Source organism: Desulfobaccales bacterium (assembly GCA_041648175.1).
GTDB lineage: Bacteria > Desulfobacterota > Desulfobaccia > Desulfobaccales > 0-14-0-80-60-11 > 0-14-0-80-60-11.
This window is the reverse complement of record JBAZPO010000003.1, coordinates 240,332-266,871: the sequence shown is the minus strand read 5'-3', so window position 1 is coordinate 266,871 and position 26,540 is coordinate 240,332. Positions and strand designations below refer to the sequence as shown.

Below are 26,540 nucleotides of genomic sequence, written 5' to 3'. Positions count from 1 at the left end.
CACTAATTTTTTTTCAGAAACTCCTGATTGAGGGAAACCGCGATTTTAAAGAACAGAGAACCACTTTCTCCAGGCCCATGACCTGGCCGGCGGTGGTTAGCGCCGGCCAGGGGGCCAAGATGTGCCCTGCCTGCTGCCTGAATCTGCTACTTCCCTCCTGCCGGCAAACTTTCCAGCAGCTTTTGGGCTTCCTCCCGCTCCGGGAATTTACTTTTGCTGTCCACGGCCTTCTGCAGATTTTCCCGGGCCGCGGCTGCCTCGCCCAGCTTGGCTTCACACCAGGCCAAATGGTAGAGGATGGACGACTGGTTGGGGACCTTTTCTACGGCCTTTTCCAGGTAAGTCTTGGCCTCAACATAATTTCCCTGTTTACACAGAACCCAGCCCATGGTGTCCAAGAAGCTGGGTTCTTCGGGGTAGTCCTCCAGGTTTTGCGAAATCAGTTTTTGGGCCCGGGCCAAGTTGTCCGGCGTGGCATCGTGTTCGGCAATCAAAAAAGCCTGGTTGTTGCGGGCCAGAGGGGTAAAAAGGTTGCGGGCCAACAGACTGTTATAGAGATTAATCGCCTTATCATACTTCTTATCCTGCTCATAGACTGATCCCAACACCAGAGCGAAGATCGGGGAAGCCTTGGGGTCGGCTACCTTTGCTTCCAGTTGCTGCACGGCCTTAGCCGGGTCCGGCATCTGGTGGTACGCCAGGGCGAGCAGCTGCAGAGAGGTCACTTGCCGCGGATTCAAGGTCAGGGCTTCTTCCAGAGGAGCAATGGCAGCCTCGGGCTGTTTCTGGACCAGCAGCAGTTCACCCAACATCTGGTGAAGTTGCGGATTTTTAGGACTGCGCTCTATGGCTTGACGCACCATCGCCAAGGCCTTATCCAACTGCTTTTGATCCTGATAGATCCCAGCCATGAGCTGCAAGGCCGGGATAAAATTGGGGTCTTGCTGCAACGCTTTTTCGGCATACTTGAGGGCTTCGGGGATTTTCTTGGTCCTTAAACTCAGAATTGCCAGTTGAAAGTTGCCTTGGGGATTCTTGGGCTCCAAGGTTATGATTTTCTGAAAGGTTGCCTTGGCCTGGGCCTCATCACCTTTGAGAGTATAGACATTCCCCAAAGCTACGAGATTGGCAATATCTTTCTCATTGGCGCGCAGATACCCTTGGATAGTATTGATGGCCCCATCATAATCCTTGTCCTGGAGATACATGCCATACAGGAATTTCCTGGCATCCTGAAAATCCGGTTTGATCTGTAACGCCTTCTTGGCGTTTTCCTTAGCCTGTTCATTTTCCTTATTCACCAGGTGGGCCCGGGCTAGAAGCAGCCAGGTCCGGGCGTCTTGGGGCCGATCCTGGCTCAGGATACGGAAACTATTCACCGCGGTCAGGCCATCCTTTTTATTCAGGGCGATGATTCCCCGGATTTCGGTGGCGGTCATATCCTTGGGGTTATCTTTCAAGATTTCATTGGCCAGCGTTTCGGCCTCCTCGGTCTGCCCCTGGGAGAGCTTCAGGCGCGCCTGTTCACCCTTGGCTTTTAATCCCTTCGGTCCATTGGGGTCCTTTTGGATAATTTCTTTCAGGACGCTTTCAGCCTCCCCCGGCCTCCGCAGGGCAACATAAAATTCGGCCAGGGCAAAACGCCCCGCATAATTATCCGGATGCTCCTTGATGAAATCCTTGAGGGCCTTATCCGCCTCCTGGCGTCGCCCTTGGCTGAGCAGGAAGCGCGCCAGCAAGATGACCGGCTTTTCGCTCTCCGGTTCCAGGGTGATGGTCTGGCGGATCGCCTCCTCGGCTTTATCTTTTTGACCGGCCGCAGTATAGTGACGCACTAATTGATTATAAAGAGAGGCATTCTTGGGTTCCTGGGCGACGGCTTTCAGCAGAAACGTCTCTCCCACCGCGAAATCCTTTTCCTTATCGGCCAGACTGGCTCTGGCTACATAGAGGGCCATCGCTTTCTGATTGGCGTCAATCCCCTGCTCCAAGATAGCTGCGGCTTTGTCCGGCTTCTTATCCTGGACGAAGATGGCGGCCCCCATCAGGTAGGCAGAGATCTTAGTAGGGTCCAGCCGTCGCACTTCTGCTAAGGTATCCAAGGCCTTTTGCGGTTGCCCTTGCGTTGCGGCTAAGGAAGCGGACAAGAGTAAAGCTTCGGTATTTTTGGGTTCCTGCTTTAAAGCCATCTCCGCTTTTTGCTGGGCCTTGTCCGGTTGCTTGGCCAACATGAAAATATCCCCCAGAAGGATTTGGGCCTCCGTGAGGCTGGGGTCCAGTTCCGCCGCTTGATTCAAGGCCCCATAAGCCCCCCGGGGATTTTTCAATTTGAGTTCCGTTTTGCCCAACCACAAGAAGCCTTGGGCGAACTTGGGGTCAATCTGCAGGGCGTTCTGAAACTCCAGGCGGGCACTGATATAGTCTTCCTTCGCATATAATTCTTTTCCGGAAGCTAAGAACTGATCCCGCTTCTCCTCCATGCTGCTGCAAGCACAGATCGAGAGGGCCACCAGAAGGGCCGCCATCCAAGCCACGGCATTCCACAGAGAAAATTGTTTTTTCATCATAATGAATAAGACCTTTAAAGTTTTATTTTGCCTGAGCACAAAGCTAGGGATGCACTTGAGCCCCAAAGACCTCCTGTCTCAGAAAGGACGCACGGTCACTTTCCAGTGGGGCGAGCCAAGCTTACATTGCGGTGTGGCAATTCTCCAATTGGGTAAGGGAATTCTCCAGGGTAATCCCTTGAGCGGTGCGGCGGCCGCGGCCAGTTCTTCTCCCACAACATAATTTACACGGGAGAGTTTCCAGTCCTCTCGAATCGGTTCCCCCGCATAGGCCGCCAGGATGCTCGCCACATAATTCCGCGTCTCGGCAAAAGGCGGGCACCCCTGATATTTGACGACATTTCCAGGCCCGGCGTTGTAGGCGGCCAGAGCCAGGGGCACATCCTGATTAAATTGATTGAGGCACTGTTCCAAATATTTAACGCCCCCGGCAACGTTTTGCTCCACATCAAAGGGATCGGATACTCCCAGCAGAGCGGCGGTCCCCGGCATCAGCTGCATAAGTCCCATGGCGCCTTTAGGGGATACAGCTCCGGCGTTGAATCCGGATTCCTGGCGAATGACGGCCCACACCAGATCCTCATCGACGCCATACTGCCGAGCATATTTTACTACCACTTCTTCCAGATTTTTGCATTTTATCAGATTGGCAATCTGGACCGGCGCCCGGAAAGCCGATCCACCTCCCTTCTTGGCCGTTCCGGACAACCCCTCCCCGAAGCCGTTAAGCTCAGAACCCGGCTGCACCGGTTTGGCCTGGGGAAAGGGGTTGGGACTTTCACCCCTGGGAATTGTGGCGGGGCCTACCATAGCTTGCTCGACCTGCCCGACGCGGTCGCCGGCCAATCTATGAGTGGGTTCTCCGCTAGGACCAGAAAAGAGAACCACGCTCAACCATATTAAAGTAAGCACCAATATGATTTGCACGCCACGCCTTGCCATTAATCCAAGTTCATTGTACTTTATCTTAGAACATAATACCGCTTTCGTCACCCGTCCACTCCTTTGGCCGATTAACCTCTGAAGAAACTCCTAAAATTCCAGCCTCATGAAATCCAAGAGATGGCGAAAACTATCGAGATTGCCAAAAGTTCTTTCCTTTTATTCCCTTCTCCCCTTATAAGAGAGGGTCAGGGGAGAAGAAGAAAAAACTCTTGGCAACGCCTATAACCTCTGCCGTTGGGTTCTTGCAATTTTTGGGCCTTGCTTGCCGCAACACCGCACTCTGCATCAACGGCTCCGCACTCGCTTGATAAAACCATGTTTCACACCTTGGACCATGTTCAAGTAAATGCTAATCCGGCAACCTGCATGTACAAATTTTGAAACATCTGAGTTCGTCCTTTCTGGCACCCTCGCCTGGTGAAACCGGCATCGGAGTCCGTAAGGAAAACCTCCCTACAACCCGGGTACCCAAACCGCTCACCAAGCCCCTTCCCAAAAAATCAGTAACTTCCCAGCCTCCTATGATCAACAAAGACAGGAAGTCTCGCTAATCCGCCGGCAAGGCAGGCTAACTTTTAATCGCCAGCGATCCCAATAAATTTTTCTTAATCAATTTTTTTTAATAGTCCGATATGTATTGAGAATATGAATTGTTGATGACATGAGCAAAGCTTGGGGGGTTATATTAGTGCTTTTTATGCCCGGTAGATGCCCAAATATATCCTGGCTCAGAATTTTTATTATGTTCTTTACTGATTCATTTATTCGTCTTCCGGTGTCGGCGTCCTTAGGGACGCGGCTATTTACCGTTCTCTTCATTTCAAGCCTGCAGGACACGATATTCTAAATTAATGCTGTTTGATTTTATAATAATCTTAGGGTATTATTGACTTGCATCGAGCTCTCAAAAAAGGGTTGACAAAACTCCCGTAGATACTAAGGTGGTAAGAAATCTGATATCGTTTGGGACTGATTGCGCCTAAAAGCTTCTCTACAATTAGCGCGCCAAGGAGGGCATGCCGGCTTGGAAAGCACCGCCCACAGATTGAGGTGGTTGTGGTGGATAGTAATCCTCTGCTTTCTCGCGCCAATGCCAGCCCCGGCGGCAACTCCATTGGATCGGGTTAAGAATCAAGAAATCAACCAGCTTATACACCTAAAAGTGGGGCGCTCCAAGGTCTTGCGCACTCCCTTTGCCCTCACCCGCATCTCGGTGGCCGATCCGGACATCGCCGACCTCATCCTTATCTCTGACCGGGAAATCTACGTCAACGCCCTGGCCCCAGGGGTGACCACCATCAGCATGTGGGGTAAGTCCCGCTTCACATCCACCTCCGTGACGGTGGAGGCCGACCTGACCTTATTGAAGGAGAAGCTCCACCAGATCCTGCCCAAAGAGAAGATCGGGGTGGAAGCCGCCGGGGATTCCATTGTTATGTCCGGTGAGGTCTCCGGGCCGGTGGCCCAGAGCACCGCCTTGTCCCTGGCCCGGGCCTATGCCGGGGGTGAGAAAGGCGAGGGCAAAGGCAAAGAGACCAAGGTGGTGAACCTGATGCACGTGGGCGGGGTGCAGCAGGTAATGCTCGAGGTGCGGATAGCCGAGATCAACCGGACGGTGGCCCAACAAATCGGCATCAATTTCACCGCGGTGAGCCCCAGCGGCAACTTCGGTGTGAACCAGCTCAACAGTCTCTCGACCATTTCCGGGTTGGGGCGCACCATCAACCCGTCTATTGGCGGTGGCCCGTCGGGGGCCCCGGGCACGGTTTTCGATGCGTTATTATCCACAAATATACAGGCCATGGCCGGCTGGAAAGCGGGTGGCATCCTGTGGACCGCCTTCCTGAATCTCCTGAAGCAGAATAACCTGGGGCGGGTGCTGGCCGAACCTAACCTGGTGACCACCAGCGGCCAAAAGGCCTCCTTCCTCGCCGGCGGCCAGTATCCCTACCCGGTGCCGCAAGCCACTGGCGGCGGTACAACCATTACCATTCAGTTTCAACAGTACGGGGTCCAGTTGGAGTTTACCCCAACGGTCTTGGATGATAACAAGATTGCCATTAAGGTGCATCCCACCGTCAGCGAGCTGGATTATACCAATGCCGTGAGCACGGCTGGTTTCGTGGTGCCGGGGCTGCGCTCCCGGGAGATGAACACCCAGGTCGAGGTCCGTGATGGTCAGACCTTTTCCATCGCCGGACTGTTGTCGGACCAATCTCGAAATGTCATCAACAAGTTCCCCGTCCTGGGAGATATCCCCGTCCTGGGAGCCCTGTTCCGCTCCACCAACTACCAGAAGAACGAAACGGAGCTGGTGGCCTTGGTCACCTCTCACCTGGTAAAGCCCATACCGCCGGGAAAGGGTCAGTTGCCCACGGATAAGTGGATCGACCCCACGGACGTTGACGCCTACCTGCTGGGGCTGGATCAGGGCCGGGCCAAGCCGGCCTCCAAGCCGGCCCCCAAGCTGGCGCTGCCGCCGGGGTTTGGCAACCAGTCTATCGATTAGTTCCGGGCTTAAGGGAGAGTACCATGCACAACCATGACAAAAGGGCCCCCTACGTTGGGATCTTTTTGGCGTTGGGGATGCTCCTGTTGTGTCTGGCCGGGTGTTATCCGCCCAGCGCCGTAGAACAGGATTGGGGCAACTCGGTGCGCAACAACCTCGTCCAACAGGTGGTTAATCCCCAGGCCGGCTTGAATCCCACGCCGCCGGTAGGACTGTCTCCTCAGGCCGCCGTCAACGAAATGGAAAGCTACAATAAGAGCTTTGAGCCCGCCGAAAGGGAAAAGAAAGGCCTGGATTACTCGACAGGTACCGGCAAAATGGGGCAATGAACCCTATGTGCCGCACAGCTAAGGAGACCGCAGTTAGCATGAGGGTCAGCAACTATGATGGCCATGACGGGTAAGGGAGAAAGGCATTCTCGCGGCGCCGCGCCAGGGTCTGGCAGGCCCGATCCTAGGGGCGGGGGCCCCCGGCAAACCGGGGGCAGACGGTCTTGGCGATTTTTGCCTAGATCAATTTACGGGTATGCACTGACTGGCTTGGCGGTGCTTGCGCTCGGGATCGGCTGGTCCTTGGGGGCGGTTGGCTGCGGCCCGGTTCCCGGCTCCAGCTACACCGATGCCACCCCAGGCGCCTTTTATCCCAACGTTCGTCAATCTCCTGGGGAAGTCACTCGCCTCCTACGCAATGCCCACTATTATAAATTAATGGGGCGTCCCGAGCTGGCCCTCAAGGAATTGGAGCAGGCCCACCGGCAGAACCCGGAAAATCTCCAACTCGTCAATACCCTGGCCCAAAGTTACGAGGAGCAGGGACAATTCGATACCGCCCGGAAGCTCTACCAGGAGGCCCTCACCTTAAACGGCCCTCATCCCGCCTTGGCCAATAATTTGTGCTTCACCTATTACCTGGAAGGGCGTTACCAGGAGGCTGAGACCTGCTATCGCCAAACCCTGGCCCGTGATCCCAACAATGAAGCGGCGCGCAACAACCTGGGGCTCTTGTACTGTCGCTTAGGCCGCACCGATGAGGCCCGTCGGCTCTGGCAGGAAGTTGACGGCACTGCTGCCGCCGAATACAAAACTCGCCAGGCCTTGGCAGCCCTGGGTATGGCTGACCGCGCCGTATATGCCCAAAGGACCGCACCTGCTTCAGCCGAGGTGGCGGCCGTGTCCTCGCATACCCCGGCTGCGCTTCTAGCCCCCCAAAAGGTCGCCATGCAGGCGCCCGCCCAGCCGGTCCCGGACAACGACCAGCCTGGCAATGTGGCTCAGGAACAGGCGGCGCCTCTGAAAACCTCCCCGGTTCCTGCTTCCCGTGCCGCCATGGAGGTGCCTGATCGCGCCGTCGTTGCCCCAACCTCCCACCCTGCTCCACCCGTACAGGAGGCTTTACCCCCAACGCCGGCCGTGGCCGTCTCTCCGCGGCCCGCCTCTCCCTCCGGCGAGCTGGACACCCCCGCGGCGCCTCTGGCTCCGCAAAAGATGGCCATGCAGGCGGCCTCGGAACTTGTTAATCCTGCCCATGAGGCCAAACCCAAGTTGGCGCCTGAGCAAGCTGCGCCGGCCCAGGCCACCCCACGCTCTCGCCCGGCATACCTGACCTGCACCGAACTGATAGACACGGACATCGAAGTGCGTAATGGCACCCGCGCACCCCATTTGGCCCGGGAAGTCAGATCCCTGCTCAGCCAGGAAGCCTTCAGCGTGGTCAAAATCGGCAATCATGTGGATTTCGGCGCACAAAAGACCATCATTTATTATCGGCCCGTGGCGCAAAGAGTCGCCCAGGCCCTGCAAACCGATATTTTTCCCATGGCCGCCCTTGAACAATCTGACCAGCTCAGGGGCAAGGTAGCCATTAAAGTACTGCTGGGCCACGATCTCCTGGAAAATCAGGACTTGATGGCGCGCCTGGGCCAGGACAAGGTTCAACCCATGGCCGCCGAGGCAACGCCTCCCCCAACCGGTCAACGCCTGGCAGCGCCAGCAGCCGCGGAACGCCTAACCCCGGGCAACCAGAATGCCCTGCCCCAGGAAAAGACTGCGCCTTCCCAGCCTCCAGCTCCCGTGGCCCAGACTCCCCGACCGCGCTCCTTCGAACCTTTGACTGCCTCAGAACTGGAGTACACGGCCATCGAAGTACTGAACGGCACCCGCACCCCTCATCTGGCCCGCCGCACCCGGACACTGCTTGACCTGGAAGGATTCTCCGTAGCCAGAATAGGCAACTACATAAATTTCGGGGCAGAAAAGACCATCATTTATTATCGGCCCGAGGCCCAAAGAGTTGCTCGGGTCCTGGGTGAAACCCTTTTCCCGGGAGCGGGCCTGGAACCCAGTATGAAGCTTCATAAAGATATTGCGGTGAAAATCCTGCTGGGAGCCGATCTCCTGGAACGTCCGCAACTGATGGCGCGCCTGGCTACCGAGGCACAATGAAATCGACGCTGCACTCGCTCCGGCGGCTGGCTTGCGGGGCAATTCTGCTGGCCTTGCCACTTGCCGTGAGCCATTGCACCAAGAACTCGTCTCCTGCTGCGCGCGGCCTGGGCCAGGAAGATGTCGCCAAACTTCAGGACCTCCATGACCACTGGTCTCACAAGAAACCCACGCCCACGCTGCCGGAACAGTTGCCGAATGACCGCCTGGAGGCTCTGGGCGATTTGGCCCTGGAAAACCGGAACTTCGAAGATTCCCTGGTTAACTATCTTCAAGTCCTGAGAGATCACCCCGAACGCTATGACCTGCACTATAAAGTGGGGGTCATTTTCCTCATGTCCGGGAAGTTGGAGGCCGCCCAGAAGGAACTGGCCCTCGTCTTGGTGCACCGGCCAGAGATGCTCCAGGCCCACGAAGCCCTGGGATTGGTCTTTCTTCAGGGCAAACAGTATCCCATGGCCATTGATGAATTCCATTACGTTTTGGCCCAAGACCCCAGCCGGGCCAAGACCCATCATCTCCTGGGGGTCACCTTTCTCGAGGCCGGGCACATCGATCGGGCCATAAATGAGTTCCAAAAGGCCACAATTCTGGATCCTCGCCACCTATCCTCCTTCATCCTTTTATCCGAGGCCTACCTGAAGCGTAAAGATTATACCCGTGCCACGGCTACCCTTAAGAAGGCCCAAAGCTTGGCCCCGGATAACCAAAAAGTCAACCGTTTGCTGGGCCAGGCGCTATCGGGCCAGAAACAATACCCCCAGGCTCTGACGGCCTTTCTGAAGGCAGGGGATGAGGCCCAGGCCTATAACAATATCGGGGTCTATTATTTCATGGATGGGCGCTTTGAAGAGGCGGCCAAATGCTTCCAGCGAGCCATGGAGCTCAGGCCCACCTTCTACCAGGAAGCCAAAGCCAACCTGCAGCGGGCCCTGGAAAAACTGCAGGAATCCCGCCACGACGACGGCTGAGGCATCGGGGCCTCCGGGAAAATCCCGGTAAATGTTGGACACCTACCCTCGGGTGTCCAGTCCACGCCGAGCGCGCTATCCCACACCTGCACCCCCCGCAATTAGACCTGAGTCTTTAAAACTGATATATTAAGTTATGGAAAAGTTTCATTATATCCATAGAACCGGCAGCGGAAGATCATATCCCTTGGAAATTGGATGGACTTCTCAGGACATCAATGAAATCCCTATTGATAAAGATTTGACAGAAAATGCTTGCCGGGCTGGTTGTAAGTTATATGGAAGGAATGGGGGTTGCCCTCCCTTTTCTCCAGACTTCAACCTTTTAAGGAAAAAGTTCAAACTGGCTAATATAATTTATACCAAGCTTTTAATAGAAAATTATCCTCCAAAAGTATTGGCCGGGAATTACTATGTTAGATGGTCCTTTATCGAAGCATTACTAACGCCATTTACTAATAAATTTGCCAATATTATCAACGATAATAAGAAAAGTTTATTTTTATCTTCCGGATTTTGTAGAGGTTGTGGAAACCAACGATGCGCAGTAAAAAATGGGTGTAAATGTCGTTATCCTTTGCGCCGGACGTTTTCTTTAGAATCTACTGGCGTGATAGTTTCTGAGGTTGCAGAGAAGCTCTTAGGCTTTGAACTTTACTGGTGGGATAGGGCGGATAAAGATTATCATCCCCCGTATATGACTAAGATTATATCTATATTGAGCAATCAACCGATAAATAATTCCGATATATCGGCGCTATTAAAATGATCACGAAATGGTGCGATTTCCGGTCCTAATTTAACCATATAAACCCTTGGACAATCTGGGTCTGGACCTATCGCAAGATGCCCGTGATGCCTAACCCTCTGAGCGGGGCATCTCCCTTTACAAATATCGCTCTTTGAACATTCTGAACAAATTGAAATATTTTGATGGTCAATCGTTTGAAATTGCTTAAAAACCTCAGATGTGTTCCATATTAGGCTCAGCTTTTTACTTTTAATGTTCCCCGCTACAAATTCCGGAAAGTGTTTAAAACCCGGACAAGGGAGCACATCCCCGCTTGGCGTTATACTACAAGTCGATTTTCCAGCCTTGCAGGCGGATTGTTTAACTGTCTCATCGATGAAACCCAAGAAATCTAGGGGACATCCTGCGCGGATTTTCAGCCCATCCCCATATTTATTCGTTAATTGAGCAACAATTTTTAAAAAGCCCCATAGTTTATCACTTGGAAGTCTGAGCCTTCCTTTATTAATCTCTCCTCTCCCCTGGGGAACAAATCTGAGAAGGGCAACCTCATCAATACCTATTTTACTTGCGAGCTCTAATACATCTTCAAATGAGCTTACATTCGGCTGCATGGGCACAAAATGGGCTCCGACCCAAAACCCTAATTTTTTCGCATAAATAATACTTTTGCAAAGAGCGTTGAAGCTACCCGGCTTTCTTGTTATTAGATCATGGACCTCGCTTGTGGCACCCTGTAGGTTGAAAATAATCTTATCTAACCCTTGGCTACGCAGCTTCTTCAAAAGTGCCACACTTAAAGGTCTGCATCTCCCCTTATATGAAACCCCACAGCTATATAGCCTGGTTTCAAGATCTTTACTCTTGGCAATGGCTACGATATCCAGAAGATTTTTGTGTAAGGTGGGCTCCCCTCCGGAAATTTCGAGGATTTTTCCCCCGAGAGCATGAAAATCGGAGATAATCGACTGAATTTCCTTTAAAGCAAGTTCATCGACTTTTTCTTCGGAGCCAGGAGAAGCCGTGGAACAATGCAGACAATTCATAATGCAGCGGTTAGTTATTTCCAAACATAATTCATTCAAGTCTGCCATTTTAGCCTCCCTTGAAGAATCATCCGATTATCATTTTTTTTAAAAAGATTATTAATATTGTAACTAAAATCCCGCCATAAATCTTTATTGCTGTTTCAAGCGTCCTAACTCTATGCTCTATTTGATGGATTGGGATTCCAGCCCCTAAAAGTGGCATCATCTCTCTTGGATCAATATGTTGTTGTTGCCAATGATCACGTCCTTTAGTGTAAGCCTCTACTTCATTATTTGTAGTATACGTGATAAAAAGAATAAAGGTTGGATCTTTATATCGTAATAATACATCAGCAGTTCCCGCATTGTAAACTGAAAATTTTAGTCTTCCTTCAAATCCTGGGTCGACATGGAATCCTGAAATGTTTATTAGACCTGAAAGCTTATATTTATACCTTATCGAAATAAATCCCATACAATCTGTTGGAATTTTTATGTATTCTTCTGTAATCAATATTGCAAAATCGCCTGGAGAAATTTTTATATGGTTTTCTTTCTCATTGAGTTTTGTCAATTCTTTCTTGCTGCTAATAAAAGCTTCTTCTCCAAGAGAAAGCTCTATCGAAGAACCTTGAAATCTATCTTTTCTATTAGCAAGGAACCATTCCTTTGAGTTTTCTTCGGGTGGTAAGATATCAGCTATACGAGATTTGAAATCCCCAGTTGACCAAAAAGTTTTAATTTGCTCGTTCATTTTATTAATAACTTATAATGGAAGCTATAACGATCAGTATTTACTTTAATTGTTGAAAAACTATTTTTGTCTTTAAACTTTTTCAATAATATCGATAGCTATTGAAAAGCAAAATGTAAGGATAAGAAGGAAAACGCCTGTCCATACTATCAATTTAAAGACTTGCTGCTGAAACAAGCTTACATTATCAAGCCATAATCCAAATAATCCCAGAATTAAAAGCAAGGATGCTAATAAATATCCTGTCATTTTTGTATCTAATTGTATATTAAATATAGGCATTACATAAATAATAACAACAAAACACACAATTAAAATTGTCGGAAATATGAATCCAGAATTTCTATTTATTCTTTCGCCCATATTACCACATGACCATTGTATTGGTATTTCTTATTTTTAACTTATAACAACTAATAATGTATAAAAAATTAAATAACTACTCACATAACGTTTTCGCTCTAAATCAAAAACCAGCAATCTTTTTTTCATAATCTATATTTGCTCGCTCCACGGCCCTCTCGGCAGGGGCTAAACGCCTACGCTCCAACTGAGGCCGAATTTCTTCCAAGCATTGCTCAATGACCAACTGGCCAGAGAGCGGTTCTAAATATTTTCCCTCTATTTTTGCAACTATCGTATGGGCCAAACATGCAACCCTGAGTTTTGCCAGTGGGCGGGTAATACCGTTTACCTCTATCTTATCAACGACTTCCCTAATCTTCTGAAGGCTCATCCCGTTATCTCTAAGCTTTTTTACCACTAATATACAGATAATATCTTGAAGTGTATATCGCCGTCTTTGCCTGATTTTCCGTCCGGGAAAAGCTCCTGGCTTTACCAACCCCTGCTGATCCCACCATCGAAGCCTCCGCGCAGAAACCTTTGTTAATTCTGCAACATAACTTGTAGTAAACTCCCTATTTTTATTAGATATTCTTGTCATTTCCAATGTTTAAAATTAACATAAATTATATAATTATGATATTAATCATAGGCACAATAATATATATTTGTCAACCAAAATAGGTGGCTATACAGAAATATCTTTTAAAATATTGAGACGAAATAACGGCCTGCCGCCAAACCCATTGAGGACCAGCCCCTGGAATGACGCCGACAGCTTCGTGCTTCTGGTACAAGTAGAGCAGCCCATTCGCATCCTGGCCTGCCTGGACCAGAGTTACATTAGCCAGGACTCCCTGGAAATGATCAACCAGATGGTCAGGCCACCCTGCACGGGGCGCAGCTGGAGATCGGCCTGTCTCAGGAAGGCGCCATGAAGAAATACGTGTACCGGCGGCTCATCGAGATCGGCGATTACTATGAAGACTGCCAGTCAAGGTGACAACCCGCTTGACCGGGATCGCCGATTTTCAAAACTTCATCGACAAAGAATTGCAGGCCGACCTCCTGACCCTGTTCATGGACAAGAAATCCCTCCTGGACCGCTTCTTTCCCCGGGATTGGGCCGGGTGCTTTGTGAACAAATGCCAGGCTTCGGTTTTAGTGATGCGTTAATCCACACTTGAGGCTATAATCCGGATACTGATCACTTTTCTGGACGCTGATTAACATGGGAGGTGATATTCATGAAAATCCTGGTCGCAGTGGATAAAAGTGAGGAGTCGCAGCAGGCCCTGCGCTATTGCTGTCATCTCTTGGAGCATTTCGAGGCCGACGTGGACGCCCTCTATGTCAAACCCGACCTCATAGAATCCGTGGCGGAAACCTCTTATGCCCCCTTCACTACCCGAAAGGATGTGGAAAAGTCCATCGCAGCCGACGAGGACAAAACCGTGGAGGAAACTTTCCAGGCCTGCGAGATCTGCCTGGGAGGCAAAGTTCCCTGTGCGCCCCTGGTGGCCGTGGGCGACCCCGCCGACGAAATCCTCAACACCGCCAATGAAGGCATGTATGACCTGATCGTGCTGGGCTCCCAAGGCCGCTCCTCCATCCGGGGCTTTTTGTTGGGCACGGTGCATGCCAAGATTCTTCACCATGCCCTGCAACCGGTGCTCCTCATGCGCAATTTCCGGCCCATCCAGAAAATTCTGGTGGCCTACCGGGGGTCCCAGTGTGACCAGGGAGCCCTGGAATTCATTGCCCCCCTCTTTGCCAAGACCAAGCCGGATATCACCATCTTGCATGTCCAGGAAACCGAGTTGGGTGAAACCCCCGAATTCGCTGAGTCCTGTTTGCTCACCGGGGAAGACACGTTAAAGAAATACGGTTTCACTCCCACGAAGAAATTGGCCCAGGGCGACTTTGTGGATGAAATCCTCAAGGCCGTGGCCGTGGAACGCTATGACCTGCTGGTGCTGGGAGCTTACGGGCACAAACGGCCCAAGTATTTGAAACTGATCAGCGACGAAGCCCTTAACCTGGTGCGCCTCTCCACCCGTCCCGTACTGGTCTATCGGGATAAAAGCGACATGTAAGGCCGTCCACTTGGGAACGTGTCGTGGAGTATAATTTGGTTTCTTCTAGAAGGGCGGACCTGGTTGTCCGCCCTGAACTCGTTTCCAAGCTTTGCTGGGGAACCCCAATTTTAACGATTTTTTTTACAGGTTCCCTTGCCCTTAAGCCCCTCTTTCCCCTGGCTGAAGACGTATTGTTCCTTGACAATCATGTGAACCCATGATAATAATTTGTTTTAACTTCTCAATATTACAGGACTTTCATGCCCTTAGCGAACAAAGCCGCACGTGATCTCGGCACCATCAAACCTTATATCGACTCCTGCGTGGCCCTGGCTCAAGAAAGATTACACCGCTATTCCTCTATAGCCGAAATTGCCACCCGGGAAAAAGACATCAACCATTATCCCCGCCTGGAAAGACTTGCAGAACCCCGGCAGATCCTCGTGCTTGATGAGCATGACGGCCGCTCGGAGCGCCTGTCTCGGGCCCGGGCTGCGGTGATCCAAGGCGAAATTCTCTTCGAACACGCCGCCGCAGGCGAAGGCACCCGCCTGATGTTGGGCTCCAAATACTTCCTCGACCTCTCCCAGGATCTTACCATTGAGAGCATCGCCAACCTCATGAGCCAGGAAGCCGGCCAGATTATTACGCCGGAGCAAGTGGCCGCTCAGTTAACCTGCTCCCTTAACGAACTTCTGCCCGTCTCGCTGGGGGCCCGCCATATGCTCCAGCTCGCCTTCGACCTGGAAAACCTGGCCCGGCAAGAGGGGGAAAATCCTAGGGAGGTCCTACAGCGCCAGCATCTGTTGATCATCGTTTCCCAGGAAATGTTGGCCCACGTCGAAAAAGATTTTTACCTGTGGCATTTTTTCGGCTTTAATCCCGCCCAGGTCTTTTTCATGGTGCAAGAGAGTTTTCACGGACTCAACCTCAATGGGGGAAAATTTTTCTACGATGTCAATTCTCCCCGCCGCCTCCACAACCACGGCCAGATGGTGGTGCAGGAGACCATGGAACACCAGCTTTTCTCTCTGGTGGGGGGCCATCCTTGGGACAGGCTGATTCATTCTCAACAGGAAGTGTCCGACTGGCTGCACGGTTTTGCCGATAAGATATCGTATAATATCGAGGACCTGGATTATTTGACGGGATCTCTGGATTTCCCCGGCCTGGGGTTGGCCCTGGAACTGGGCGAACAAGGATTCAACATGGTCATGGAAGTGATGGCCAATAATCCCCTCAAACCCCAAAAAGGCGGGATGCTGGCCTGGGATCCGGAACTCGAGCGCAATGTCATGATCGAAAGCTTTCAGTTGGGTGACATCGAAAATCAGGACATCAAATTCTTGAACCGCAATTTCAATCACTATCCCAAGCCGTGGGTGTGCTGGGGCCGTATCCGGGACCAAGGCCTGCCCATGCCCATTTCCGTCAAAGGCGGCTTCCTTTATTTCATACCGGTCCAGGGCGATATCAATTTTCTGGTGCAGACCGCCTTCTTTCGCCGCCAGGAGATGCGCCCCATCCGTAATTTAAAAAGTCCCGCGGCCCTGCCCTTGGCTGTTAATCGCATGTATGCCCAAGACTGTCAGCCCGGGTTTAAAGAATTTGCCCAACAATGCCGCCAGGGGGATTTATGAGCCCACCTCGCAAGATGTTTGTCAACGCCGCTGACCCGGAGGTGTTCCGAGTCGCCATCGTCGAAGAAGGCCAAATGGAAGAGCTGGCCCTGGAGTCTTCTTCCCGGGAACCTACCAAAGCCAACATTTATAAGGGCGTGGTGGCTAATATCGAACCCAGCCTCCAGGCCGCGTTTGTCAACTACGGAGGGGAGCGCCACGGTTTTTTGCCCCTGTCCGAAGTACACCCCGACTGCTACCAGGAAAAACCCCAGAGTAAAGCCAAAACCAAGATTCAGCGGGTGCTGCGCAAAGGCCAGGAGCTCATCGTCCAGGTCTACAAAGAGGAGTCCGCCACCAAGGGCGCCTACCTCAGCACCTACATCTCCCTTCCTGGGCGCCGCCTGGTGCTCTTGCCGAATCAGAGCCACCTGGGGGTTTCCCGCAAGATCGAAAAAGAAGAGGAGCGCCAGCGCCTCAAAGAATTAGCCCACAAATTGGGGCTGCCCCCGGAGATGGGCCTGATCATCCGCACGGCCGGCGAAACCAGCAAAAACCTGGACCTGGCCAAGGATTTGAAATATCTCCTGAAGCTCTGGGAGACCCTCAACCAGACGGCGGCCACCCAGGCTGCCCCCTGCCTGCTGCACCGGGACCTGGACCTCATCACCCGGACCGTCAGGGATTATTTTTCCCCGGATATCACCACCATCATGGTGGACAACAAAGATGTCTATCAGACGCTGCGGACCTTCATCATGGAGATGGCTCCCCGGCACGTGCACGCCCTGAAACTCTACAAAGACAATATCCCCATTTTTACCCGGTACCAGTTGGAAGACCAGATCGACCGCATCTACTCGGAGCGCGTGCCCTTGAAATCCGGCGGCTCCATCGTTATCAATCCCACCGAGGCCCTGGTCTCCATCGATGTCAACTCCGGGCGCTGCACCAGCGGCAAGGAACTGGAAGATACGGCCTTGAAGACCAACCTGGAGGCCGCCGATGAAGTGGCCCGGCAGCTCCGCCTCCGGGACCTGGGGGGCCTGGTAGTTATTGATTTCATTGATTTGAAGGATAAGAAGCATCAGAAAGAAGTGGAGCAGGCCCTGAAGCAAAGCCTAAAAAAAGACAAGGCCCGGGTCACCGTGGGGCACCTGTCCAAGTTTGGTCTGCTGGAACTCTCCCGCCAGCGCCTGCGGCCCACCGCCGAGGTCAGCGCCTACCTCGAGTGTCCCACCTGCCATGGCCAGGGCCATATTAAGCGGGTGGATACTCTGGGCTTAAGCCTCCTGCGGCAAATCTCCACCCAGGTGGCCCAAAACCCCATCCAGGAGGTCCGGGGGGCGGTGCCCCTGGAAGTGGGTACTTTTCTCCTGAATAACAAACGTAAAGAAATCCTCGACTTAGAAGAGCATTTCAATCTCAAGATTACGCTCACCCCGAAAGTAGGCCTGGGGCCCGAAGATATCCAGTTGGAATACCTCAAGCGTGAAGCGCCCGAGGCCAAACCGGTTCCTGAGAGCAAGCCGGTGGCCGCAGCCAAAGCGGCTCCTGAAACCAAACCGGTTGACGAGGCCAAGGCGGCTCCCGCAGCTAGAGCCCGAAGGACTTCTTCATCCCGGCGGCGTGGCCCTCGCCGGTCCGCGGCCTCCAAAAAGGCCGCGGCTGAAGCCCCGGAGACTGCTCAGGCTGCGCTGGGAACCGCCGAGACCACTGAGACCCCGGCGCCTCAGGAGCCTCAGCCTCAAGAGACCCTGGTGCCCCACCCCGAGCCTCACGAGACCGAGTCATCTTAAAGGAGCAGGTGCATGCGCAGTAATTTGATGAAACAGGGGCTGGAAAAATACCCCCACCGGTCCCTCCTCAAGGCCATGGGGTTAACCGACCGGGAAATTGATCAGCCCATTATCGGCGTTGCCAATTCCTATAACGAGTTCATCCCCGGACACATTCACCTGGACAAGATTACCCAGGCGGCCAAGGCCGGGGTGCGTCTGAATGGCGGCACCCCCCTGGAGTTCGGGGTCATCGGCGTCTGCGACGGCCTGGCCATGCACCACGCCGGCATGAAATATTCCCTGCCCTCCCGGGAGATCATCGCCGATTCCATCGAGATCATGGCCACAGCCCACCCGGTGGATGGCCTCATCCTGGTGGCCAACTGCGACAAGATCATCCCCGGCATGCTCATGGCGGCCCTTAGGCTCAATATCCCTGCCATCCTGATTTCCGGCGGGCCCATGCTGGCCGGACGCTTTAAGGGTCAGGCGGTAGACCTGATCACGGTCTTTGAGGGCGTCGGCGCGGTCAAAGCCGGTAAGATCTGTGAAGACGACCTCAAGGAACTCGCCGAGTGCGCCTGCCCTGGCTGCGGCTCCTGTGCCGGCATGTTCACCGCCAACTCCATGAACTGTCTAAGCGAGGCCTTGGGGCTGGCCCTGCCCGGCAACGGCACCATCCCCGCAGTGCATGCGGCCCGCATTCGCCTGGCCAAAGAAGCCGGCATGAAGATCATGGACATGGTCAACCGGCAGCTCTTGCCACGGGACATCGCCACCCAGGAGGCCTTTATTAACGCTATGGCAGTGGACATGGCTCTGGGCTGCTCCACCAACACCGTGCTCCACGTCCCGGCCATCGCCCGGGAGGCCGGCATCGACCTGTCTCTGGACCTATTCAACAAAATCTCCAGCCGCACCCCGCACCTCTGCTCTATGAGCCCCGGTGGCAACCACCACCTGGAGGATCTGGACCGGGCCGGCGGGGTTCCGGCGGTGATGAAGGTCCTCATGGACGGTAGCCTGGCCTCCGGCGCGCCCTTAACCGTGACTGGCCGGACGGTCGCCGAAAATCTGGCGGCGGTCACGGTGCTCGACCCTGAAGTCATCCGGCCTTTGGGCAAGCCCTACCACGCCCAGGGCGGCATCGCCATCCTAACAGGTAATCTGGCCCCGGATGGCGGAGTGGTGAAACAGTCTGCGGTGGATGAAAAGATGTTGGTGAACGAAGGCAGCGCCCGGGTCTTTGAGGCCGAAGAAGAGGCCACCCGGGCTATCCTGGATGGCAAGATCAAACCCGGAGACATCGTGGTTATCCGCTATGAGGGTCCCAAAGGCGGCCCCGGTATGCGGGAGATGCTCACCCCCACTTCGTCCATCGCCGGTATGGGCCTGGATAAAGAAGTGGCGCTCTTAACCGACGGCCGTTTCAGCGGCGGCACCCGGGGCGCGGCCATCGGCCATATCTCGCCCGAAGCCGCGGAGGGCGGCCCCATCGCCCTGGTCAAAGAAGGCGATAGGATCAAGATCGATATCCCCGGGAAGACCCTGACCCTGTTGGTGGACGACGCCGAACTGGCCCGCCGCCGGGAAAATTGGCAGCCCCCGGAACCCAAGATCAAGCACGGTTACCTTTCCCGCTACAGCCGCCTGGTAAGCTCCGGCAGTCAGGGCGCGGTGTGTAAATGAGTTTTTTTCTGGTTCCCAAGTTGAACTTGGGAACCAGAAAAAAACTGGGCCTTTGTTGACATAACCTTATAGCCGACCTAACTTAACAAATTTACTTGTCGACAGAGCTCCGGGTCATCCCGGTTCAAAGCGCGCATAACCCGGCCAGGAGTCCAAGTTAGGAAAGGTTCTTTGTTTATAAGATTATTAATAAATTTAAAGCATTACCTTAATTATGAACATAAGTTGGTGCCTTATTACGGTTGTTAATTTTTCTATCTTTTAGGAGAAAAGCTATATGCGCCTGAAGATTGATCGGGAAACCTTGTTGAAGGGAGTGGGACGAACCCTGGGAGTGGTGGACCGCCGGGGCACCATGCCTATCCTGGCTAATTTTCTCCTGCAGACCGATGAAAATCGGGTGGTCATTTCCGCCACTGATCTGGAGGTCAGCTTTCGGGGTTTCTATCCCGCGGAAGTGATCGAGCACGGCGCCCTTACCGTCCAGGCCCACTATTTCTTTAACCTGATTAAAGAGCTCCCCGGAGAGATGTTGGACCTTACCGGCACGGAAAATTCCAACCTGAAGATCACTGAAGGTGACGCCCGCTACCAGCTTCACGGCCTGCCCGCGGACCAGTTCCCTCCGGTCCCTGAGATCACCGATCAGGAGTTGGTCAAGGTGGAGAGCCACATGGTCAAGGACATGATCGAAAAGACCATCTTTTCAGTAAGCGCCGACGACCTGCAGTACCATCTCTCCAGCATCTTCTGGGAGCGGGTGGGATTTCCCAAAGGCGGGGTGGAGGTGGAACCGGCCTTGGAGGAAGGCGCCGAACCTGACCTGGATTACTGGCTGCGCCTCATCTCTACCGATGGCCACCGCCTCACTCTCATCGAACGGCCCCTGGCGGAATCCGGGCAGTTTGCCATCGAGAAAGGCATCCTCATCCCCCGGAAAGGCATGGCGGAAGTGATCCGTTTCCTGGCTGAAGAAGAGCATGTCGCCTTGGGACTGGGCAAGCAGAGCCTGGCGTTAAAGGCCGACGACCGCTACCTCTTCATTCGCCTCTTGCTGGACAAAAAATTTCCCGACTATCGCCGTATCATCCCGGAGTCCTTCGGCTATCGCTTCGCCATCAACCGCCGGCTCCTGTTGGACACCATCCGGCGCATTGCGCTTCTGTCCACCGAACGCTTCAAAGGCGTCATCCTGAAAATCAGGCCGGATCACCTGGAAGTCACCTTCAACAACCCGGAGGTAGGGGAAGGCCGGGAGGTGGTGGGCGTGCTCATGGAGCAGGGCGACCCCGACCAGCTCCCCATGGAGATCGGCTTCAACGCCCGCTATTTCCTGGAGCCCTTGAACGCCATGGCCAGCGATATGGTGATCCTTGAAGTCAACGAAAAGGACCGCCCCTGCCGCCTGGTGGACCAGACGGATCCCCACTACTTCAGCATCATTATGCCCATGAGTTTGTAGAAAAAGGCGGTTTTCGACTGGCGGGTAATGCCCCCGCCTACTTAATAAAGGACCAGGAAAGGAACCCCAAGATGCCTGAAATGATCGCTTATTGCGGGCTGGTATGTTCACACTGCCCCACATTTATCGCCACCCAAAACAATGATGACGAAGCCCGGGAACAGGCTGCAGCCCTCTATGCTGCAGGGTTTGGGTTGCGTTTGCGGAAGGAAGAAATTAACTGTGACGGTTGCCTGAGTGCAGAGGGCAGGAAACTCGGGTTTTGCCAACTATGCGAGATCAGGCAATGCTGCCTCGGCAAAGGTTTGGAAAACTGCGCCTTTTGTGAATCGCCGTGTGAAAATCTTCTAAAGTTGCACGAGGTTTCGCCGGAGGCTAAGGCCTCCTTTGAGGCCTTGAAAACCAAGTAGGGTGCGTCTCACGCACCAACGGCGGCTGGCTTTGCTCAGGAGGACCTTTTGGAAGACAACAAGGCTCTAAAGCGTTTCGGAGAACTGGTCGGTTACACCGATACCGACCTGAAACATTTCCAGGCCGACGACCCCCGGATACGGCAGATGGAACGGCTGGGCCGGGCCGCGGCCCGCTATTCCATCGCCGCCGAAGTGGTCCAGGCCCGCCACTGCAACTCCGGCTACAAGCAAGGCGATAAATTTATTCTGGATGTAGATGGCAATTTCATCACCAAATTTTGCCCTCCACGACTCTGCGTTTACCTCATTTCCCAAATGGTGGTGCCAGTGGCCCTGATCAACGAGCGCTTGAGCGAAGGCCTGGACCCCAACCAGTTTCATTTCATGCATCAGGTCCGATGCCTGGATGTGGGCGTCGAATGCGGCGGTTACGGTGAAGTGCGGTTCGAAATTAAAGTTGTGCCGCGTATCAAAAAGTAGTTTGTTATTCCAATAGTAGCGTAACAATACAATCTATAGACTGAAACCAAAAACTGGAAACTGTTCTTATGGCCCGCATCGGCATTCTTACCTGTTCTAATTGTACCCAAGATACTAACTGTGCTTCCGTAGTATGTCTGGGTGATATGCGGAAACGCCGAGGTTTCTTCGAGTCCTACCCTAAAGATAAACCGTTGGATCTCATCGGCATCATTAATTGCGCCGGTTGTCCAACACTTGCCGCACCCGAGAAAATCCTGAAAAGAGTCCGAGCCTTGACCGAGTTCCATATAGATGCGCTGCACCTGTCATTCTGTATGGTGGCGTTATGCCCCTTTATCAAACCTTATACGACATTGATAAAACGTGAATTTCCTGATATAAATATAGTGATGGGGACCCATCGGCCGGCGGATCGCGACCATTTTGTCCAGGGCGTCAAAGAATTGCTCTGCCAAACCTTAACGCCCCCCCAAACCATGAACGATCTGATTCGCGGCACCCTGAAAATCCCCGGGAAGTGATTCTTGACCCAGAAAAGGAGTAACGATTTGGCTGGTCCTGAAGACGAGTATGAAGGTAACGCTGAGAGTAATCTCACACCCGACTCGGAATACGGCGCCGGAAAGATTCAGGTCCTCAAGGGCCTGGACCCCGTACGGGAACGGCCGTCCATGTATATCGGCAATACCGGTCCTGAAGGCCTCCACCACCTGGTCTACGAGGTGGTGGACAACTCCATCGACGAGGCCATGGGCGGGCATTGCGACGAAATCAAGGTCATCGTCCATTCGGACAACAGCGTCACCGTAGAAGACAACGGCCGGGGCATTCCCGTGGACTTACACGAAGGCGAAAATCTGCCTGCCGTGGAAGTGGTTATGACCCGCCTGCACGCCGGCGGCAAATTCGATTCCGGCGCCTACAAAGTCTCCGGAGGCCTCCACGGCGTCGGGGTTTCGGTGGTCAACGCCCTCTCCGAATACCTTGAGGTCGAGATCCGCCGGGACGGCCAGGTTTATCACCAGCGCTACGAACGGGGCAAAACCGCCACGCCGCTCACCGTCACCGGCAAGACCAAGCGCCGGGGCACCAAGGTGACCTTCCTCCCTGATTCCCAAATTTTTACCGAGACCAATTTCAATTACGAGATCTTAGCCCAGCGCCTCCGGGAGCTTTCCTTCCTCAACGGCGGGGTGCGCATTAATCTGCTGGACGAGCTCTCGGGCCGCAAAAACGAATTTCACTACGAAGGCGGCATCGTCTCCTTCGTCCAGTATCTCAACCGCAACAAGACCCCCATCCATCCGGACCCGATTTATTTGACCGGGTCCAAGGGCGGCATCCAGATGGAGATCGCCTGCCAATACAACGACACGTACAACGAGCAGATCTTCTCCTTTGCCAACAACATCAACACCCGGGAAGGCGGCTCGCACCTTTCTGGCTTCAAAGCCGGGCTCACCCGGGCCATCAATCAGTACATGGGCGCAAGCGACCTGCCCAAGAATCTCAAGAACGGCCACCTCCAGGGTGAGGACATCCGGGAGGGGCTCATCGCGGTGATCAGCGTCAAGCTACCCCACCCCCAGTTCGAGGGCCAGACCAAGACCAAGCTGGGCAACAGCGAAGTCAAAGGCCTGGTGGAAAATATGCTCTACGAGCACCTGTTGACGTTCATGGGGGAAAATCCTGCGCTGGCCAGGCAAATCCTTACCAAGCTCCTGGAGGCTGCCCGGGCCCGGGAAGCGGCCCGCCGCGCCCGGGACCTGGTGCGCAAGAAAGGCGCTTTGGGAGACATGACCCTGCCGGGCAAGCTGGCCGACTGCCAGGAACGGGACCCGTCCCGCCGGGAGATTTACCTGGTGGAGGGCGACTCCGCCGGCGGCTCCGCCAAACAGGCCCGGGACCGGCGCTTCCAGGCCATCCTGCCCTTGAAGGGCAAGATCATCAACGTCGAGAAGGCCCGCTTCGAGAAAATGCTGGAGAACACGGAGGTTCGCACCCTGATCTCTTCCCTGGGCTCCGACCTCTCCCAGGAAGTCGTCAACATGGATGACCTGCGCTACCATAAGGTCATCATCATGACGGACGCTGACGTGGACGGGGCTCACATCCGCACGCTCCTCCTCACCTTTTTCTACCGGCAGATGGCCCCCCTGGTGGAGGGTGGCTACCTCTACATCGCCCAGCCCCCCCTGTACCGCCTGACCCGGGGCAATGAAAAAACCTATCTCAAAGATGACAGCGAGTTCAAAACCTACCTGCTCCAGCGGGGCATCGAAAAGAAGCGCCTGCGCCTGGGCCCCCAGCGCACCCTGGAAGGGGCCCCCCTGTCCCAGGCCTTGGAAAAGGTTATTGCCTTTCAGGAATACTTGAACCGTTTCGAAAAACGCGGTCTGGCCAAAAAAGTGGTGCGCCTGCTCCTGGACCATGGTGTGGTCTCCAAAGAGAGCCTGCGCCAGGAAGAAGGGCTGCAAGCAGTGCTGCAGGCCCTGAACGCCACGAAAAAGTTAACGGCACGCCTGGAATTCGATGAGGAGCACACCTGCTGGGCGCTGCTCGTGACGACCCACGGGCGCGACGCTGTGGAAATCCGCCTTGACTGGGAGCTATTGGGGAGCAGCGACTTTCAAGCCCTGGTGCGCCTGGACTCCCAGGACATGGCCGACTTCAAGGCCCCGCCCCACCACCTGGAGAGTAAGGACAAGACCTGGGATTTTGTTGACCTGGATCTGTTGTTAGCCTTCGTCCTGGAGGAAGGGCAAAAAGGCATAACGATCCAGCGCTTCAAAGGCCTGGGCGAGATGAATCCCGAGCAGCTCTGGGAAACCACCATGGACCCCGAGACCCGGACTCTTTTGAAAGTCAATATAGCCGACGCTGGCGAGGCGGACTATATATTCAACGTCCTCATGGGCGATAAAGTTGAACCCCGGCGGGAATTTATTCAGAACAACGTACTTGAATTGAACGAACTGGATATTTAACATCTTGAGTGATCAGGAGCGAGACAACGGCTTGCATCCATACAACCACCTTTTCAAGGAGGTACCACCATGCAACGCAAAGCCAGCTTCAAGATTTACGTCACCCGCCGGGAATTGCTTTCCGTGGGCGATGTCCCTGACCACACCCTGATGCTCACCGAAATGGAGGGTGAGCCCCTTAATTACACCCCCGGCGTGGCCGGCGAGTTTGTTTCCCGGCGCAGCGTCGGTTTTCATGACCGCATCAAAGGCGACGGCCCCATGAGCGGCTATGCCACCACTATCTACCAGAACGGTGCAGTTTACTCCCGCTTCCACGGAGACAAACAGGGTGCCATGACCAAGGGGAAATGGGAGGTCTACAAAGGCATCGGCAAGTTGAGCACCCTCAAAGGGAGCGGCACTTTTGTTGTCAAGCCCTCTGACAAGCATGGCGAATTTGTCCTGGAGATGGAGGGGAGTTACGAATTATAGTTGATTAGCCTGCTGATCGGCTCTGGTTTACCCCTTCTTTCGGGGGCGGGCGGTGTTTGCACCGCCCCCTTTTTTCAGGGCCTATGGGGAGTCGATTATAGCGCCTGCCAAACGTTCTTTCCTTTTCCTCCTCTCCCCTGTGGGTGAGGGTGAAGGGTGAGCAGGAAAAAATTTTTGGCAACGAGCATAACTCCTCAGGCTCTTCAGGGTCTAAAATGATAGGAGGCGAGGCAGTATGTCGGATAAGCAATGCGCCAAGTGCGGTACCGCGGTGGACGCCGGCGAGGTTAAGGAATTTCGCGGGGAGGAAATCTGCGAGGACTGTTACATGGACGCCTTAACCCCCACCGTGGTCTGCGACCCCTGGGCGGTGCACACGGCCAAGAGCCTCAAGGACGTCCCCGGTGGGCATGATTTGACCCCAACGCAACAGAAGCTTTTTAACCTGGTGAAGGAACGGGGCGAGGTGCCTATGGCCGAAGCCGCCACCCATCTGGGCCTGAATGAAGAGGGGTTGCGGCGGGAGTTCGCCCCTCTGCGCCACATGGAAAAGCTCCGGGCCTGCAAGAAGGACGATATCATCCTCCTCACCCTGTTTTGACCGCCGAGCCCACCGATCTGGATTACGCCGTGCTCCGGCGGGTGGCCCGGGGAGACCAGGCTGCCCTGGCGGAGCTCATTCGCCGCCATCAGAGCCGTCTCTACCAGGTCGCCTACCGTCTGCTGAAAGATCCCCTGGAGGCTGAAGACGCCCTCCAGGAGGTCTTTCTCAAGGTTTATGAGCATGCCCACCGCTTTGAGCCCAAGGCCACGGTGAGCGCCTGGCTGCACCGCATCACCGCCAACCACTGCCTCAATCTCTTGCGCCAGCGCCACCCCCAGGAGTCCCTCGACCGAGATGATGCACCCCTGGTGGCCGATGCCGGGGCCAACCCCCTGCAAGCCTTGGAGGAGCAGGATTTAAGCCGCCAGTTGGAGCAGCTCTTAAACGCCCTGCCCGAAAACCAGCGCCGGGCCCTGGTCCTGAAACGCTTTGCGGGGATGTCCTACCAGGAAATCGCCGAGGAAATGGGCCTCAGTCCCCAGGCGGTGGATGGCTTGCTTAAACGGGCGAGGCAGTTCTTGAAAAAGGCGTTGCAGGATTATTTATAAGCTGGCGGGGTTGGCTGAGAGCAATCCGCATTCAAATGGTGGCACAGGCGTCTCGCCTGTGCAGGCGCAGCCTATAAAGCTTGCGGCTTCG

25 protein-coding genes are annotated in these 26,540 nt (G+C 54.1%); 19 read left to right on the top strand and 6 right to left on the bottom strand.

What is annotated here, in order from left to right; translation table 11 throughout:
- Positions 1–146: 146 nt before the first annotated feature.
- Positions 147–2,567 (bottom strand): tetratricopeptide repeat protein, encoded by a 2,421-nt coding sequence (locus WC600_04675; GenBank protein MFA4902022.1) that lies wholly within the window; start codon positions 2,565–2,567, stop codon positions 147–149.
- 78 nt (positions 2,568–2,645) lie between these two features.
- A complete protein-coding gene (locus WC600_04670; GenBank protein MFA4902021.1) occupies positions 2,646–3,413 on the bottom strand; it encodes a lytic transglycosylase domain-containing protein in 768 nt (255 codons plus the stop codon).
- A gap of 1,213 nt (positions 3,414–4,626) precedes the next feature.
- Here WC600_04670 and WC600_04665 point away from each other — a divergent pair.
- From WC600_04665 to WC600_04645, 5 genes are all read left to right on the top strand, one after another.
- Complete coding sequence (locus tag WC600_04665) at positions 4,627–6,021, top strand: type II and III secretion system protein family protein (GenBank protein ID MFA4902020.1); 1,395 nt, start codon at positions 4,627–4,629, stop codon at positions 6,019–6,021.
- A 23-nt stretch (positions 6,022–6,044) separates the two neighbouring features.
- On the top strand, positions 6,045–6,350 hold the full coding sequence (locus WC600_04660) for a hypothetical protein (GenBank protein MFA4902019.1): 306 nt from the start codon (positions 6,045–6,047) through the stop codon (positions 6,348–6,350).
- Positions 6,351–6,524: 174 nt separating this feature from the next.
- Positions 6,525–8,462 (top strand): LytR C-terminal domain-containing protein, encoded by a 1,938-nt coding sequence (locus WC600_04655; protein ID MFA4902018.1) that lies wholly within the window; start codon positions 6,525–6,527, stop codon positions 8,460–8,462.
- The gene (locus WC600_04650) at positions 8,459–9,433 is read left to right on the top strand and encodes a tetratricopeptide repeat protein (protein MFA4902017.1); all 975 of its coding nucleotides are present in this window, start codon (positions 8,459–8,461) and stop codon (positions 9,431–9,433) included. The genes WC600_04655 and WC600_04650 overlap by 4 nt, the downstream gene beginning before the upstream one ends.
- Positions 9,434–9,620: 187 nt before the next feature.
- Positions 9,621–10,202, top strand: coding sequence for a DUF2284 domain-containing protein (locus WC600_04645; GenBank protein MFA4902016.1), 582 nt, complete (start codon positions 9,621–9,623; stop codon positions 10,200–10,202).
- Here WC600_04645 and WC600_04640 read toward each other — a convergent pair.
- From WC600_04640 to WC600_04625, 4 genes are all read right to left on the bottom strand, one after another.
- Entirely contained in the window at positions 10,160–11,278 is a 1,119-nt protein-coding gene (locus WC600_04640) for a radical SAM protein (protein MFA4902015.1), read from the bottom strand. The two genes, WC600_04645 and WC600_04640, sit on opposite strands and share 43 nt — an antisense overlap.
- 19 nt (positions 11,279–11,297) lie before the next feature.
- Positions 11,298–11,966 (bottom strand): hypothetical protein, encoded by a 669-nt coding sequence (locus WC600_04635; GenBank protein MFA4902014.1) that lies wholly within the window; start codon positions 11,964–11,966, stop codon positions 11,298–11,300.
- A gap of 72 nt (positions 11,967–12,038) precedes the next feature.
- Positions 12,039–12,329: a hypothetical protein gene (locus WC600_04630; GenBank protein MFA4902013.1), complete on the bottom strand. Its 291-nt coding sequence runs from the start codon at positions 12,327–12,329 to the stop codon at positions 12,039–12,041.
- Between the two features lie 103 nt (positions 12,330–12,432).
- Positions 12,433–12,912 carry a MerR family transcriptional regulator gene (locus WC600_04625; protein MFA4902012.1) on the bottom strand — a complete coding sequence of 160 codons (480 nt, stop codon included), beginning with the start codon at positions 12,910–12,912 and terminating at the stop codon, positions 12,433–12,435.
- Positions 12,913–13,024: 112 nt separating this feature from the next.
- Here WC600_04625 and WC600_04620 point away from each other — a divergent pair, with 112 nt between their 5' ends.
- From WC600_04620 to WC600_04555, 14 genes are all read left to right on the top strand, one after another.
- Positions 13,025–13,249, top strand: a complete 225-nt coding sequence (locus tag WC600_04620; GenBank protein MFA4902011.1) for a hypothetical protein — start codon at positions 13,025–13,027, stop codon at positions 13,247–13,249.
- A 61-nt stretch (positions 13,250–13,310) separates the two neighbouring features.
- The gene (locus WC600_04615; protein ID MFA4902010.1) at positions 13,311–13,487 is read left to right on the top strand and encodes a hypothetical protein; all 177 of its coding nucleotides are present in this window, start codon (positions 13,311–13,313) and stop codon (positions 13,485–13,487) included.
- A gap of 71 nt (positions 13,488–13,558) precedes the next feature.
- Positions 13,559–14,407 (top strand): universal stress protein, encoded by an 849-nt coding sequence (locus WC600_04610; GenBank protein ID MFA4902009.1) that lies wholly within the window; start codon positions 13,559–13,561, stop codon positions 14,405–14,407.
- Positions 14,408–14,649: 242 nt separating this feature from the next.
- Positions 14,650–16,029, top strand: a complete 1,380-nt coding sequence (locus tag WC600_04605; protein MFA4902008.1) for a hypothetical protein — start codon at positions 14,650–14,652, stop codon at positions 16,027–16,029.
- Entirely contained in the window at positions 16,026–17,807 is a 1,782-nt protein-coding gene (locus WC600_04600) for an Rne/Rng family ribonuclease (GenBank protein ID MFA4902007.1), read from the top strand. The genes WC600_04605 and WC600_04600 overlap by 4 nt, the downstream gene beginning before the upstream one ends.
- 12 nt (positions 17,808–17,819) lie before the next feature.
- On the top strand, positions 17,820–19,478 hold the full coding sequence (ilvD, locus tag WC600_04595; GenBank protein ID MFA4902006.1) for a dihydroxy-acid dehydratase: 1,659 nt from the start codon (positions 17,820–17,822) through the stop codon (positions 19,476–19,478).
- 277 nt (positions 19,479–19,755) lie between these two features.
- On the top strand, positions 19,756–20,940 hold the full coding sequence (locus tag WC600_04590; GenBank protein ID MFA4902005.1) for a DNA polymerase III subunit beta: 1,185 nt from the start codon (positions 19,756–19,758) through the stop codon (positions 20,938–20,940).
- Between the two features lie 71 nt (positions 20,941–21,011).
- Complete coding sequence (locus tag WC600_04585) at positions 21,012–21,350, top strand: DUF3795 domain-containing protein (protein MFA4902004.1); 339 nt, start codon at positions 21,012–21,014, stop codon at positions 21,348–21,350.
- Between the two features lie 48 nt (positions 21,351–21,398).
- Positions 21,399–21,833, top strand: a complete 435-nt coding sequence (locus WC600_04580; protein MFA4902003.1) for a hypothetical protein — start codon at positions 21,399–21,401, stop codon at positions 21,831–21,833.
- Positions 21,834–21,901: 68 nt separating this feature from the next.
- Positions 21,902–22,357 carry a CGGC domain-containing protein gene (locus WC600_04575; protein ID MFA4902002.1) on the top strand — a complete coding sequence of 152 codons (456 nt, stop codon included), beginning with the start codon at positions 21,902–21,904 and terminating at the stop codon, positions 22,355–22,357.
- Positions 22,358–22,384: 27 nt separating this feature from the next.
- On the top strand, positions 22,385–24,823 hold the full coding sequence (gyrB, locus tag WC600_04570) for a DNA topoisomerase (ATP-hydrolyzing) subunit B (protein MFA4902001.1): 2,439 nt from the start codon (positions 22,385–22,387) through the stop codon (positions 24,821–24,823).
- A 69-nt stretch (positions 24,824–24,892) separates the two neighbouring features.
- Complete coding sequence (locus WC600_04565; GenBank protein MFA4902000.1) at positions 24,893–25,297, top strand: hypothetical protein; 405 nt, start codon at positions 24,893–24,895, stop codon at positions 25,295–25,297.
- Between the two features lie 235 nt (positions 25,298–25,532).
- Positions 25,533–25,898, top strand: coding sequence for a hypothetical protein (locus WC600_04560; protein MFA4901999.1), 366 nt, complete (start codon positions 25,533–25,535; stop codon positions 25,896–25,898).
- Complete coding sequence (locus WC600_04555; protein ID MFA4901998.1) at positions 25,895–26,449, top strand: sigma-70 family RNA polymerase sigma factor; 555 nt, start codon at positions 25,895–25,897, stop codon at positions 26,447–26,449. The genes WC600_04560 and WC600_04555 overlap by 4 nt, the downstream gene beginning before the upstream one ends.
- Positions 26,450–26,540 lie beyond the last annotated feature (91 nt).

Excerpts from the sequence above, each read along its gene's own strand:
- WC600_04675 (MFA4902022.1), bottom strand. The coding sequence starts at position 2,567 with ATGATGAAAAAACAATTTTCTCTGTGGAATGCCGTGGCTTGGATGGCG.
- WC600_04660 (MFA4902019.1), top strand. The coding sequence starts at position 6,045 with ATGCACAACCATGACAAAAGGGCCCCCTACGTTGGGATCTTTTTGGCG.
- WC600_04650 (MFA4902017.1), top strand. The coding sequence starts at position 8,459 with ATGAAATCGACGCTGCACTCGCTCCGGCGGCTGGCTTGCGGGGCAATT.
- WC600_04640 (MFA4902015.1), bottom strand. The coding sequence starts at position 11,278 with ATGGCAGACTTGAATGAATTATGTTTGGAAATAACTAACCGCTGCATT.
- WC600_04635 (MFA4902014.1), bottom strand. The coding sequence starts at position 11,966 with ATGAACGAGCAAATTAAAACTTTTTGGTCAACTGGGGATTTCAAATCT.
- WC600_04630 (MFA4902013.1), bottom strand. The coding sequence starts at position 12,329 with ATGGGCGAAAGAATAAATAGAAATTCTGGATTCATATTTCCGACAATT.
- WC600_04625 (MFA4902012.1), bottom strand. The coding sequence starts at position 12,912 with ATGACAAGAATATCTAATAAAAATAGGGAGTTTACTACAAGTTATGTT.
- WC600_04610 (MFA4902009.1), top strand. The coding sequence starts at position 13,559 with ATGAAAATCCTGGTCGCAGTGGATAAAAGTGAGGAGTCGCAGCAGGCC.
- WC600_04605 (MFA4902008.1), top strand. The coding sequence starts at position 14,650 with ATGCCCTTAGCGAACAAAGCCGCACGTGATCTCGGCACCATCAAACCT.
- WC600_04600 (MFA4902007.1), top strand. The coding sequence starts at position 16,026 with ATGAGCCCACCTCGCAAGATGTTTGTCAACGCCGCTGACCCGGAGGTG.
- ilvD (MFA4902006.1), top strand. The coding sequence starts at position 17,820 with ATGCGCAGTAATTTGATGAAACAGGGGCTGGAAAAATACCCCCACCGG.
- WC600_04590 (MFA4902005.1), top strand. The coding sequence starts at position 19,756 with ATGCGCCTGAAGATTGATCGGGAAACCTTGTTGAAGGGAGTGGGACGA.
- WC600_04585 (MFA4902004.1), top strand. The coding sequence starts at position 21,012 with ATGCCTGAAATGATCGCTTATTGCGGGCTGGTATGTTCACACTGCCCC.
- WC600_04575 (MFA4902002.1), top strand. The coding sequence starts at position 21,902 with ATGGCCCGCATCGGCATTCTTACCTGTTCTAATTGTACCCAAGATACT.
- WC600_04565 (MFA4902000.1), top strand. The coding sequence starts at position 24,893 with ATGCAACGCAAAGCCAGCTTCAAGATTTACGTCACCCGCCGGGAATTG.
- WC600_04560 (MFA4901999.1), top strand. The coding sequence starts at position 25,533 with ATGTCGGATAAGCAATGCGCCAAGTGCGGTACCGCGGTGGACGCCGGC.